This window comes from Pseudomonas sp. WHRI 8519, assembly GCF_040224055.2.
GTDB classification, from domain to species: Bacteria; Pseudomonadota; Gammaproteobacteria; order Pseudomonadales; family Pseudomonadaceae; genus Aquipseudomonas; species Aquipseudomonas putida_X.
Window position 1 is genome coordinate 1,006,179 of record NZ_CP167996.1, and the last position, 12,988, is coordinate 1,019,166.

Below are 12,988 nucleotides of genomic sequence, written 5' to 3' on the forward strand. Positions count from 1 at the left end.
CTCTAGTGATTGAGGCCACCTTCGGGTGGCCTTTTTTATGTGCTGAGTTTTCCAGGCATCCTTGGGGGCGTCATGCGTCATCGCTATCTGTGTCGTGGGCGCTCAGGACAGCATGCGTTTTCAGCAGGATGAAATCGATGTAACTGTGGTCCTGCGAGGTGAATTCCACGCGTGTGATTGGCTTGCCGCTGGGCGACCGGAACCTCACCAGGAAGTGCTGGGGTGTGCCGTCACTCTCAAGGTTGATTGTTCTTAGCGGATCTGGCTCAGTCGAGGTGAAGAAACTTACTGACCCTGTGTAATGAATCAGGCTCCAGGCAAACGCCATGTACCCATATTCACCGTTCAGGTCCAGTGCTACTTTACTCTCGTCCGAGCTTTGGCCTTTGGAGAGTACAAGTGCCTTTCCTTCCGCCCTGTTTTCAACGGGTTGATTGACGATCTCAATGCCAGTTTTAGCTCCATTCTTGCTGCTCACATGGCGCAGCGTTAGGTGCGGAAGTACGAGTGATTGCCCGGGTAGAATAAGCTGTTCGCCATGGGGCTGTTCTTCGAAATTGATGTGAAGTACGTGCGGATAAATGCGGATATCGTCGAAAGCGAAATGCACATGTGTATTGTCAGGTTCGAAGCTGCCAAGCGTCAGGGTATGAGTCGGGGCGGTAGCGCGGAAGTCGACAACGAAACGTTGCCAGTCGTGGTGGTTTTCAAGCCTTGAGCGGTGCTGGACAGTGTCGTCTATGTACCAGGTGAGGTGCGGGACGGGGTCCTTGGGGAACCGCTTGACACGCAGGCTGATGGAGTAGAGGTGTCCCGCGATCAGGCCGCTTATCGTCTTCTGGATCAGCAGCACGCCATCATGCTGGGGAAGCGGTGGAAGGTTCGCTGGCGAGTTATATTCAACATAGATATTGCTTTCATTTGCGGTGTTGAATGTGAGTGAGTGCTTGCTGCGAATGGCGTTCCAGCCGTTGTATTCTTTTTCAGTGAAAGTTGTGTGTTCGCTATAGTCAGTCGTGGGCATGGTCATGGCGCAGTTCCTAGGTTGAGAACGCTCAATAAACCATCTCGAAAATTTACCGGCTACTGGTAAAATTATCAGTCGTAAAATACCGTTTTTTTTGCGTGTTTTATTCTGAAGGCTTTGTGACGCGTGAAGCATTGTTGGCCAAACGCTCCAGTGCCGCGCGCAACTTTTCGTCGGTAATGCCTTCGGCAGAACCGCGAATGCTCTGCGCGGCATTGACGGACAACTCCGTGGTATTTGTACCGCGTTTGGCCGGAACCAGCGGTGGCTGCACTTTGAACAGGATGCGCCTGAGGTTGCCGAACGCCTCCATGGTCTGCAATGCCGCCAGCAGGCGCTTCTGCTGATAGCGCAGGCGTGTGGCCCAGTGCCCGTCCGTCACCACCAGCAACAGTGTGCCATCGCGCCACGAAGCCACATGGCAGTGCTCGCGGGCAGCCGGTTGCAACTGGCTTTCCAGCAGGCGCTGCAGGTGCGCCAGGCGTTCGGCCTGGTTCAGCAACAGGCGCAGCGGGCGCACCTGGCGCAGCAGTGCTGAAGGGGGCTGGGCGGGGGAGGGTTTGTAGGCCATTGGGCGTCGCATCGGGTTACAAGACCGGCAGTCTAACACCTCCACCGGCCTGCCTGGCGGCGCCAGGGCCCTCGTACGCCAGCCGGACAAGAGTCATTCTCGATACGTTTCATGATGCTCCGGGTTGAACTCAGCGAAAATGCCCTTATCTTAGAAAACGCCCCGCCTAAGCGCTGTGCCAGCATCGTGGAAATCCACCACTTTCCTCACCATCGTTTCCGGGTAGAATGCTCGTTCGCATGCGGCCCAAGGGCTGCACGGGCGACTCATGGGGCCGCCCTCCATCCCTACGTGTGGAAGATCCTGCCGATATGTTTGCGCCTTTGTTAAAGAAACTTTTTGGAAGCAAGAACGAGCGTGAAGTGAAACGCATGCTCAAGACGGTGAACATCGTCAATGCCTTCGAAGAGAAAATGGTCGCCCTCTCCGATGAGCAACTGCGCGCCAAAACCGCAGAGTTCAAGGAGCGTCTGGCCAAGGGCGAGACACTGGACCAACTGCTGCCTGAAGCCTTCGCCGTGGCCCGTGAAGCCGGCAAGCGCGTGATGGGCATGCGCCACTTCGATGTTCAGCTGATCGGCGGCATGACCCTGCATGAGGGCATGATCGCAGAAATGCGTACCGGTGAAGGCAAGACCTTGGTCGGTACCCTGGCCGTTTACCTCAACGCCCTTTCCGGCAAAGGGGTTCACGTGGTCACGGTCAACGACTACCTGGCGCGCCGCGACGCCAACTGGATGCGCCCGTTGTATGAGTTCCTCGGCCTGTCGGTCGGCATCGTCTCGGCCTTCCAGCCGCCAGAGGAAAAACGCGCTGCCTATGCGTCCGATATCACCTACGGCACCAACAACGAATTCGGTTTCGACTACCTGCGCGACAACATGGCTTTCAGCCTGGACGAGAAATTCCAGCGTGAACTGAATTTCGCCGTGATCGACGAAGTCGACTCGATCCTCATCGATGAAGCCCGTACGCCGCTGATCATCTCCGGCCAGGCCGAAGACAGTTCCAAGCTGTACATCGAGATCAACCGCCTGATCCCGCGCCTGACCCAGCACATCGAAGAAGTCGAAGGCCAGGTCACCCAGGAAGGCCACTTCACCATCGACGAGAAAAGCCGCCAGGTCGAACTCAACGAAGCCGGTCACCAGTTCATCGAAGAGATGCTCACCCAGTCCGGCCTGCTGGCCGAAGGCGAGAGCCTCTATTCGTCGCACAACCTGGGCCTGCTGACTCATGTCTACGCCGGCCTGCGTGCGCACAAGCTGTTCCACCGCAACGTCGAGTACATCGTTCAGGACGGTCAGGTCCTGCTTATCGACGAGCACACCGGCCGGACCATGCCGGGCCGTCGCCTGTCCGAAGGCCTGCACCAGGCCATCGAGGCGAAAGAAAACCTGAACATCCAGGCCGAGAGCCAGACCCTGGCGTCGACCACCTTCCAGAACTATTTCCGCTTGTACACCAAGCTGTCCGGCATGACCGGTACCGCTGACACCGAAGCGTTCGAGTTCCAGTCGATCTACGGCCTGAACGTGATGGTGATCCCGCCGAACAAGCCGCTGGCGCGTAAGGATTTCAACGACCTGGTGTACCTGACCGCGGACGAGAAGTACGCTGCGATCATCGCCGACATCAAGGAAAGCATGACCCAGGGCCGTCCGGTGCTGGTGGGTACTGCGACCATTGAAACCTCCGAGCACATGTCGAACCTGCTGAAGCAGGAAGGCATCGAGCACAAGGTCCTGAACGCCAAGTACCACGAAAAGGAAGCCGAGATCATCGCGCAAGCGGGGGCTCCGGGTGCACTGACCATCGCCACCAACATGGCCGGCCGTGGTACCGACATTCTGCTGGGGGGTAACTGGGAAGCCGAAGTGGCTGCCCTGGAGAACCCAAGCCCCGAGCAGATCGCCCAGATCAAGGCCGACTGGCAGAAGCGGCACCAGCAGGTGATCGAGTCCGGTGGCCTGCACGTGATCGCCTCCGAACGCCACGAATCGCGCCGTATCGACAACCAGCTGCGTGGCCGCTCCGGCCGTCAGGGCGACCCGGGTTCCAGCCGCTTCTACCTGTCGCTGGAAGACAGCCTGATGCGTATCTTCGCCTCCGATCGGGTGAAGAATTTCATGAAAGCACTGGGCATGCAGTCCGGTGAGGCCATCGAACACCGCATGGTCACCAACGCCATCGAAAAGGCGCAGCGCAAGGTCGAAGGCCGCAACTTCGATATTCGTAAGCAGTTGCTCGAATACGATGACGTGGCCAACGAACAGCGCAAGGTGATCTACCACATGCGCAACAGCCTGCTGGCTGCCGAGAACATCGGTGACACCATCGCCGAGTTCCGCCAGGAAGTGCTCGATGCCACCATCAGCCAGCACATCCCGCCGCAATCGCTGCCCGAGCAGTGGGACGTGGCCGGCCTGGAGGCTTCGCTGGCCAGCGACTTCGGCATCAAGCTGCCGATCCAGCAGTGGCTCGACGAGGACGATCACCTCTACGAGGAGACCCTGCGCGAGAAGCTGTTGAAGGAAATCACCGACGCCTACAACGAGAAGGAAGACCAGGCCGGCATCGACGCCCTGCGTACCTTCGAGAAGCAGATCCTGCTGCGCGTGCTGGACGACCTGTGGAAAGACCACCTGTCGACCATGGACCACCTGCGCCACGGCATTCACCTGCGTGGTTACGCGCAGAAGAACCCGAAGCAGGAGTACAAGCGCGAATCCTTCACCCTGTTCCAGGAATTGCTCGAGTCGATCAAGCGCGACACTATCCGTGTGCTGTCCCACGTTCAGGTACGCCGCGAAGACCCGGTCGAAGAAGAAGCCCGACTGCGCCGCGAAGCCGAAGAACTGGCCAGCCGCATGCAGTTCCAGCACGCCCCTGCGCCCGGCCTTGAGAGCGAGCAACTGAGCGAAGAAGGTGCCGAAGTGGCGGTCGCCGTGGCGCCGGTACGCAACGATCAGAAGCTGGGCCGCAACGAGCCGTGCTGGTGTGGCTCGGGCAAGAAGTTCAAGCATTGCCATGGTCAGATCGAGTGATCTGAACGGGCGTTTGTAAAAGCCGGGGGCCGCAGTGCGGCCCTTTCGCGACACAAGGCCGCTCTCACACATCGCGCTCGCCCACGGGTTGGCTCGGTCCCTGTAGGAGCGGCCTTGTGCCGCACATGGGGCGCGAAGCGGCCCTGCTCTTCCCTTATCACTTCACCGTTTTTCTAGGAGCGCTCTAATGGCTGTTGGTCTTGGTCCTTTGCCCACCCTGCATCCGGTTCCGGGTTTTGAACTCGGCATCGCTTCTGCCGGCATCAAGCGCCCAGGGCGCAAGGATGTGGTGGTCATGCGCTGCGCCGAGGGCTCCAGCGTGGCAGGCGTATTCACCCTCAACGCCTTTTGCGCAGCACCGGTGATCCTCGCCAAGCAACGCGTTCAGGGCACTGTGCGTTACCTGCTGACCAACACTGGCAACGCCAACGCAGGTACCGGTGCGCCGGGGCTAGCCGCCGCTGAGCGTACCTGCGCCAAGCTGGCGGAACTGGCCGGCGTGCCTGCCGAATCGGTGTTGCCATTCTCCACCGGTGTGATCGGAGAGCCGCTCCCGGTCGAAAAGATCGAAGGTGCCCTGCAGGCCGCTTTGGACAACCTGTCGGAAAACAACTGGGCTGAAGCTGCCACAGGCATCATGACCACCGACACCCTGCCCAAGGGTGCCAGCCGTCAGTTCCAGCACGAAGGCGTGACCGTGACCGTCACCGGTATCAGCAAAGGCGCCGGCATGATCCGCCCGAACATGGCCACCATGCTCGGCTATATCGCCACCGACGCCAAAGTCGCCCCGGCCGTGCTCAAGGACCTGATGCTCGACGGCGCCAACAAGTCGTTCAACCGCATCACCATCGATGGCGACACCTCGACCAATGACTGCTGCATGCTGATCGCCACTGGCAAAGCGGGCCTGCCAGAAGTCACCGAGGCCAGCGGCGCGTTGTTCGACGCACTGAAGAAGGCGGTGTTCGAAGTGTGCATGGAAGTGGCCCAGGCCATCGTCCGTGACGGCGAAGGCGCTACCAAGTTCGTGACCGTGCAGGTCAATGGCGGTGGCAACCACCAGGAATGCCTGGATGTCGGCTACGCTGTGGCTCACTCGCCGCTGATCAAGACCGCGCTGTTCGCCTCCGACCCGAACTGGGGCCGCATCCTCGCTGCCGTAGGGCGCGCTGGGGTGCCTGCGCTGGATGTAAGCCTGATCGACGTGTACCTCGACACTGTGTGTATCGCCAGCAAAGGCGGCCGCAGCCCGAGTTATACCGAAGAGCAGGGCTCGGCGGTGATGGCCCAGGAAGAGATCACCATCCGTATCGAGCTGGGCCGTGGCCCGTGCAGCGAAACCATCTGGACCACCGACCTGTCCCACGAATACGTGAAGATCAACGCCGAATACCGTACCTGATCCAACGGCCTCATCGCCGGCGCGCCGCCTCCCGCAGTCATTGCACTGAGCAGCAGGGAGCCGGCTGGCTGGCGACAGGCTGCACTGCAGCCTCAGGCCTACCGACATTGCCACATCATCGGAGCCGACCCATGAGCTATCACCTGATCATCGGCGACAAGCTGTATTCTTCCTGGTCGCTACGCGGCGCCCTGGCGCTCGAGCTGGCCGGCGTTCCCTATGAAGAGACCCTGATCAAACTCAACCAGCCCGACACCCGTCAGCGCCTTCTCGCATTTTCTTCCACCGGCAAGGTGCCGCTGCTCAAGACCGAGCACGGGGTGATCGCCGATTCCCTGGCCATCGCCGAATACCTCAACGAGCGCCACCCCGAGGCGCACCTGTGGCCTGTCGATATTGCCGCCCGTGCCCAGGCCCGTTCGGCCTGCGCGCAGATGCACAGCGGTTTCTTCGCCCTGCGTGGCGCCATGCCGTTCGATCTTTCCCGGGACGAGGCGCTGGAAACCATCCCGCTGGATGTGCAGGTGGATATCGACCGTATCGTCGCGCTGTGGTCCGAATGCCGTCTGGTGGCCAAGGACAGTGGGCCATTCCTGTTCGGCAAGCCGACCCTGGCCGATGCCTTCTTCGCTCCAGTTGCCGTGCGCCTGCGCGCTTACCGTGTAGAGCTGCCAGCGCACGCCGCGACCTATGTCGAAACCATTTACCAATGGCCAGCCTTCAAGGCCTGGCAGCAAGCAGGCCTGGCGGAGCGTGAAGGGTGAAACGGATTCATGTAGCAGCAGGTGTCATCCGCGGTACAGACGGCCGCATCCTCATTGCCCGACGCGCTGGCAGCCAGCATCAGGGCGGCCTGTGGGAATTCCCCGGCGGTAAGGTGGAGGAGGGCGAAAGCGTCGAGGCGGCGCTGGCTCGGGAGCTTCGCGAAGAGCTGGGAATCCAGGTGACCCGTTCTCGGGCGCTGATCAAGGTCAGCCACGACTACCCGGACAAGCAGGTATTGCTCGATGTCCGTGAGGTCGAAGCGTTCACCGGCGAACCCCATGGCGCTGAAGGCCAGCCGCTGGCCTGGGTGTCGCCCAGGGACTTGCCGCAGTATGCGTTCCCCGAGGCCAACAAGCCGATCGTGGCCGCCGCGCGCCTGCCCGATCAGTACTTGATCACCCCGGACGGCCTGGACGTGCCCGAGCTGCTCAAGGGGATACAGAAGGCAGTCGCCGCCGGTATCCGCCTGATCCAGTTGCGTGCGCCGGACATGTACGATCCCAAGTACCGCGATGTGGCGGTGGATGCAGTGGGGCTATGTGCGGGCAAGGCCCAGTTGATGCTCAAGGGGCCGCTGGAGTGGTTGGGCGATTTCCCCTCTGCCGGCTGGCACCTGACGGCTGCGCAACTGCGTAAATATGCCGCCAAGGGTCGGCCTTTCCCTAAAGAGCGTTGGCTGGCAGCGTCCTGCCACAGTGCTGAAGAGCTGGCGCTGGCTGAGCAGATGGGCGTGGATTTCGTCACGCTGTCGCCAGTGCAGGCGACGCAGACCCATCCTGACGCCGCGCCGCTGGGGTGGGATGAGGCTCAGCGCTTGATTGCCGGCTTCGGCAAGCCGGTGTTCCTGCTCGGTGGTGTAGGGCCACAGGCGCGTGAGCAGGCCTGGGAAGCCGGGGCGCAAGGTGTTGCCGGGATTCGGGCCTTTTGGCCTGAGAGCTGAACCGGCTATCGCAGGGGCTGCCACGCAGCCCCTTGCGGTTTCAGCCTGCTGGCTTTTGCGCAGCCTGCCACAGCACCTCGGCAATGCCCTGCCGCCGCCCGATGATCCGCGCCGCCACGAACAGCAGATCGGAAAGGCGATTGATGTACGCCAGCCCCACACCTTCCAGAGGCTCAAGCGCATTCAATTGCTGGCAGCGTCGCTCCGCACTGCGCGCCAGGCTTCGGCAGACGTGCGCCTGGGCGACCAGCGCCGAGCCACTGGGCAGGATAAAGTTCGTCAGCGGTCCCAGCTCCTCGTTCCACTCATCGATGGCGGCCTCAAGCCGTTGCACCTCGGCCTCGTTCAACGCCTTGTAACTGGGCATCGCCAACTCGCCGCCGAGGTCGAACAGGCGATGCTGGCAAGGCGCGAGAACCTCGCTGACCTCATCCAGGCCTTGTTCTGCCAAGCCGGCCAGCAGCAGCCCAAGCTGGCTGTTGAGGCTGTCCACCTCGCCGATGGCCTCGATCCGAGGATGGTCCTTGGGCACTCTGCGCCCATCGCCAAGGCCGGTTTCACCAGTGTCGCCGGTGCGGGTGTAGATTTTCGACAGGCGATAGCCCATGTCATGTCTCCGTCTGGTTCGGTGCCGCTGCAGACGGCTGACCGAGGGGCAGGCGCAGGGTGAAGCAAGTGCCCTGGCCGGGCGTGGAATGCACTTCCATCTGCCCCTTGTGGTTATTGGTGATGATGAAGTAGGAAACCGACAAGCCCAGCCCCGTGCCCTGGCCGATTTCCTTGGTGGTGAAGAACGGCTCGAAGGTGCGCTTGCGGACTGCTTCGGGCATGCCGACGCCGTTGTCCTCGACCTGGATCTCGGCCCACGGGGGGCTGAGCCGGGTGCGCAGGGTGATCTTTCCTGGCTCGCAGGGTTGAGGCCGTTGGTGAATGGCTTGGGCGGCATTCTTCAGCAGGTTGAGCAGCACTTGCTCCAGCTCGTTGGCGGTGCACGGCACCGGCCCCAGGTTGGGGTCGAACTGGCGGACAATGGCTTGGCCCTTGAAATCGAAACCGATGGCCAGGTCGAAGTCGTTACCGGCGATTTCCACGGCCTGGTCGATCAATGCCGGCAGGTCACAGGGCGCCAGTTGGCGGTTGCTGCGGCGGCTGAAACTGAGCATATGGGTGACGATCTTGGCCGCCCGGGCGCCGGCCTGCTGAATGCCATCCAGCAGTTGCGGCACTTCGCGGCTCTCCAGGTAGCGATTGACGCTGGGCAGGTCGATGCCCAGCTCGCCGGCTTGCTCCTGGTTGCGTGGCAGCTCCGGCGACAAGCGCCTGCGGATGTTCTGCACGTTATGCAGGATCGCCCCCAGGGGGTTGTTGATTTCGTGCGCCATGCCGGCCGCCAGGCCGCCGACCGAAAGCATCTTCTCAGATTGCACCATCATCTCCTCCAGCGACAGGCGCTGGGTGATGTCGTCGATGCGGATGACCACGCCGCGGCCACCGCCACCCATCAGTGGATAGAAGGTCAGGGCGTAATGGCGCAGGTCATCGCCTTTGGCCCAGGTCACCCGCTCGATCTTGGCGACACGGTGTTTTTCCACGGTTTCCTTGAGCTGCGGCAGGAACGGCTTGAGCGGCTCGAAAGCGATGAAGATCGGCTGATTCAGCGCTTCGTCCAGCGGCGTGCCGGAGAGCACCGTGGCCTCGTGATTCCACTGGGTGACATAGAGCTGCTCGTCGAGGGCGATCAGCGCCGAAGGCATGGAGTCGATGATGCTGTTGAGATAATTCTGAAAGCCGGTGAGTTTTTTCTCGATCTTGCTGCGCACCTGGACTTCCAGTTCCAGCTTGCGGTTGGTATGGCGGGTTTCCTCGGCCAGGCCCTGGGCCTGATCGTAAGCGTCCTGGAATTCGTCGCGGGTGCGCTTGAGTTGCTGCTCGCGCGCCTCGATGCGCGATAGCATCGTGTTGAAGGCATCGGCGAGGCTGCCGATCTCATCGTCGTTGCCCCGTTTGGCGCGCAGCGCGTAGCTTTCTTCGCGGGTGACCTGGCGGCTGAGTTCTTCGAGCTGATTGATCGGCTGCGTGATCAGGCGCTTGATCTGCCGGGCGATGACCAGCCATAACAGAATGCTGAATACCAGGATCGCCAGGCTGGCACTCAGGGTGCCGGTATAGAACGCGGTGGGTAGTTCGCTGCTGGCCACCAGCAGCAGGTGTGCGGGCGGGCGGGCATCACGGGGGATACGGATCAGTTCGGTGCTGCGAAACTCCATCAAGCGCCAGCTGTCGATGTTTCGATAGCGCTTGGGCAGGGCAAGCGGGTCGCCATGTTGCAATTGGGCCAGCATGCGACCATCGCCACCATAGACCGCCGCAGCGCGCAGCGGCGTATAGCTGTCCAGCTCTTTGAGCAGTGCCGTGGCAGCGTCTGGGGATTCGCCGGCGCGTGCGGCCAGCTGAGGGTTGGCGACCAGGCGGCCGATGGTCTGCAACGCTTGCGGCGCCATGCTCTCCTGGGTGATCCAGTAGGCGGCGCTGATGAAGGTCAGGTTGGCCACCAGCAGGATGGTCACCAGCAGCACCAGCAGGGCGGCCAGCAGCTTCTGCCCGACCGGGAGGTTTTCCAGGCGTTGGCGCAAGGTCATGGGCTAGGCAATGTCCGTATCCGGTTGATGGGGCGCGTCAGGCGCTTGGCAAGCCACGAGCACGCAGGTTATCGACCAGTCTCTGGTGCAGGTGTTCCAGCCGAGGCAGCTCCATGCCATGGCGCGTGGCTGCGCGGCAGGCGTGGCCAAGCAGGTAGTGCACCTCGGTACGCCGGCCAGCACGCACATCCTGATACATGGAAGAGTAGTTGGCTGACGTGGCGAGAATCACCCGATGAACTTCTTCGCCCAAATCATCGGCAGCTTGGGGCTGGCCACAGCGGCCCAGCAGCTCGCCCAGTTCTGCTATCAGCCCATCGACTTCGCCAAGATGCCCCAGCAGCCCGCCGTTCTGGCAGTCGTGCAGTACGGTCAGCGGGTTTATCGCGCAATTGAGCGCAAGTTTGCGCCACAGGCGGGTCAGTATGTCCACGGTCCATTGAGCCGGGATGCCGGCGTCGTGGAGCTCGTCGAACCACTCCGGCGCGGCGGGGTTGGCCGGGTCGCCCAGCCAGTTGAAACCGTGGCCGGCGAAGCGTACCCGCCAGTCGTCCTCGCGGAACGCACCCTCGGTGCTGGAGGCGAAGATGCAGCGGGCCTGCGGTACCTGATCGGCGACTTCGTCCTGGCTGCCCAGGCCGTTCTGCAGCAGCACGATTTCAGCGCCAGCGGCCAGGCGCGGGGCCAGCTGTGCGATGGCAGGTGCTGCGTCGTAGGCCTTGCACGCCACCAGCAGGCGGTGCACCGGCCCATTGGCATCGGCTGTTTCGGCAGGGATCGCGTAATGATTGGGGTGGTCCTGTTCGACCAGGGTCAAGCCGCCAGCCTGTTCATAGGCCTGCAACCGCTGACGATCGCGCAGAATCAGGCGCACCGCCTTGCCGGCGCGTGCCAGCCGGCAAGCCCAGAGGGTGCCGAGGCTACCGGCGCCGAGAATATGCCAGGTGCTGCTCATCTGCGTTTCGCAACCCGTTATAATAAGCCCGCATTTTAACCTTCAAACCCCGACGCGCTCCATCTTCAGACTGAGCGCGCTTTTATTTTATGGAGAACAACCATGCCTTCGTTCGACGTGGTATCGGAACTGGACAAGCACGAAGTGCAGAACGCTGTGGAAAACGCCATCAAGGAGCTCGACCGTCGTTACGACCTCAAAGGCAAGGGCAGCTTTGAGTTCAAGGACAAGGAACAGACCGTAATGCTGACTGCCGAGGCTCAGTTCCAGCTCGAGGCGATGATCGAAATCCTGCGCCTGGCGCTGGTCAAGCGCAAGATCGACGTCAAGTGCCTGGAAGTCAAAGACGCCTACGCCTCGGGCAAGGAAATGAAGCAGGAAGCCACGTTCCGCGAAGGCATCGACAAAGAGCTGGCCAAGAAAATCGTCGCCCACATCAAGGATGCCAAGCTCAAGGTCCAGGCTGCGATCCAGGGTGAGCAGGTGCGGGTGACCGGCAAGAAGCGGGATGACCTGCAGGAAGCCATCGCTGCCTTGCGTGCCAAAGAGTTCGACATGCCGCTGCAGTTCAACAACTTCCGCGACTGATCCTGGTGTCACCAGGAACCCCGATGGCGCAATGATGTCCATGGGGGTCATGGCCGCTGATAGTGTGGTGGCCGGTTTTACGTGTACGTGCCGTTCGGTACCAGGAGATGAACATGGATTTGAACGCTGAAGTCGATCAGCTGGTCCGCCAGTCGCAGACCTGGATCCCTTTGATCATGGAATACGGCAGCCGTGTGCTGCTGGCACTGCTGACCCTGGCGGTCGGCTGGTGGATCGTCAACAAGGTCAGCGCCCGCCTGGGCAAACTGGTGGGGCTGCGTAACGCCGACCTGGCGCTGCAGGGCTTCATCAGCACCTTGGCCAACATCGTGCTGAAAGTGCTGCTGGTGGTCAGCGTGGCGTCGATGATCGGCATCGAAACCACCTCCTTCGTTGCAGCCATCGGTGCCGCCGGCCTGGCCATCGGCCTGGCCTTGCAGGGCAGCCTGGCGAACTTCGCTGGCGGCGTGCTGATCCTGATGTTCCGCCCGTTCCGCATCGGCGACTGGATCGAGGCGCAGGGTGTGGCGGGAACGGTAGACAGCATTCAGATCTTCCACACCGTGTTGCGCACCGGTGACAACAAGACAGTGATCATGCCTAACGGCAGCCTGTCCAACGGCATCATCACCAACACCAACCGTCAGCCGACCCGCAAGGTGGTGTTCGACGTGGGTGTGGATTACGAGGCCGACCTCCAGGTGGCACGCAACGTCCTGCTCGAGCTTGCGCAGGACCCTCGCGTGCTGGCTGACCCTGCGCCGCAGGCCGTGGTGTCGACCCTGGGTGACAGCTCGATCACCGTTTCGCTGCGCCTGTGGACCAAGACCAGCGATTACTGGGATGTGATGTTCATGCTCAATGAACATGCGCGTGATCGCCTGAAGGCCGAAGGCATCGACATTCCGTTCCCGCAGCGGGTGATTCGAGTGGTCCAGGAGTCTGCCGTGCAGTAACGCTTCAGGTTATGACAAAGGGGCCGCCGTGTGGCCCAATCGCCGGCTAGCCGGCTCTCACAGTTAATGCACTGCGCCGGATGTTTGCAGTGAGC

General features: G+C 61.6%; 11 protein-coding genes. 6 read left to right on the forward strand and 5 right to left on the reverse strand.

What is annotated here, in order from left to right; genetic code table 11:
• Window positions 1-70 precede the first annotated feature (70 nt).
• Both ABRP30_RS04630 and ABRP30_RS04635 read right to left on the reverse strand, forming a co-directional pair.
• Entirely contained in the window at window positions 71-1,030 is a 960-nt protein-coding gene (locus tag ABRP30_RS04630; RefSeq protein WP_349976488.1) for a hypothetical protein, read from the reverse strand.
• A 100-nt stretch (window positions 1,031-1,130) separates the two neighbouring features.
• On the reverse strand, window positions 1,131-1,598 hold the full coding sequence (locus ABRP30_RS04635; protein WP_349976487.1) for a DciA family protein: 468 nt from the start codon (window positions 1,596-1,598) through the stop codon (window positions 1,131-1,133).
• 311 nt (window positions 1,599-1,909) lie between these two features.
• On the opposite strand from ABRP30_RS04635, the gene secA reads away from it, so the two are divergent.
• The 4 genes from secA to ABRP30_RS04655 all read left to right on the forward strand — a co-directional run bounded on the left by secA (window position 1,910) and on the right by ABRP30_RS04655 (window position 7,755).
• A complete protein-coding gene (gene secA, locus ABRP30_RS04640; RefSeq protein ID WP_267821166.1) occupies window positions 1,910-4,645 on the forward strand; it encodes a preprotein translocase subunit SecA in 2,736 nt (911 codons plus the stop codon).
• Between the two features lie 187 nt (window positions 4,646-4,832).
• Window positions 4,833-6,050: a bifunctional glutamate N-acetyltransferase/amino-acid acetyltransferase ArgJ gene (gene argJ, locus ABRP30_RS04645; protein WP_349976486.1), complete on the forward strand. Its 1,218-nt coding sequence runs from the start codon at window positions 4,833-4,835 to the stop codon at window positions 6,048-6,050.
• 131 nt (window positions 6,051-6,181) lie between these two features.
• Window positions 6,182-6,814 (forward strand): glutathione S-transferase family protein, encoded by a 633-nt coding sequence (locus tag ABRP30_RS04650; protein WP_349976485.1) that lies wholly within the window; start codon window positions 6,182-6,184, stop codon window positions 6,812-6,814.
• Window positions 6,811-7,755 (forward strand): Nudix family hydrolase, encoded by a 945-nt coding sequence (locus ABRP30_RS04655; protein ID WP_349976484.1) that lies wholly within the window; start codon window positions 6,811-6,813, stop codon window positions 7,753-7,755. The genes ABRP30_RS04650 and ABRP30_RS04655 overlap by 4 nt, the downstream gene beginning before the upstream one ends.
• 40 nt (window positions 7,756-7,795) lie before the next feature.
• On the opposite strand, the gene ABRP30_RS04660 is transcribed toward ABRP30_RS04655, so the two are convergent.
• The 3 genes from ABRP30_RS04660 to ABRP30_RS04670 are packed head-to-tail and all read right to left on the reverse strand — an operon-like array spanning window position 7,796 to window position 11,349.
• The gene (locus ABRP30_RS04660; protein WP_349976483.1) at window positions 7,796-8,362 is read right to left on the reverse strand and encodes a cob(I)yrinic acid a,c-diamide adenosyltransferase; all 567 of its coding nucleotides are present in this window, start codon (window positions 8,360-8,362) and stop codon (window positions 7,796-7,798) included.
• A gap of 1 nt (window position 8,363) precedes the next feature.
• Window positions 8,364-10,394, reverse strand: a complete 2,031-nt coding sequence (locus ABRP30_RS04665) for an ATP-binding protein (RefSeq protein ID WP_267821176.1) — start codon at window positions 10,392-10,394, stop codon at window positions 8,364-8,366.
• Window positions 10,395-10,431: 37 nt separating this feature from the next.
• Complete coding sequence (locus ABRP30_RS04670; protein WP_349976482.1) at window positions 10,432-11,349, reverse strand: putative 2-dehydropantoate 2-reductase; 918 nt, start codon at window positions 11,347-11,349, stop codon at window positions 10,432-10,434.
• A 102-nt stretch (window positions 11,350-11,451) separates the two neighbouring features.
• Between ABRP30_RS04670 and ABRP30_RS04675 the strand changes: the two genes are divergently transcribed.
• Both ABRP30_RS04675 and ABRP30_RS04680 read left to right on the forward strand, forming a co-directional pair.
• A complete protein-coding gene (locus tag ABRP30_RS04675; RefSeq protein WP_267821180.1) occupies window positions 11,452-11,937 on the forward strand; it encodes a YajQ family cyclic di-GMP-binding protein in 486 nt (161 codons plus the stop codon).
• 113 nt (window positions 11,938-12,050) lie between these two features.
• Window positions 12,051-12,893, forward strand: a complete 843-nt coding sequence (locus tag ABRP30_RS04680; protein WP_267821182.1) for a mechanosensitive ion channel family protein — start codon at window positions 12,051-12,053, stop codon at window positions 12,891-12,893.
• The last annotated feature ends 95 nt before the right edge of the window (window positions 12,894-12,988 follow it).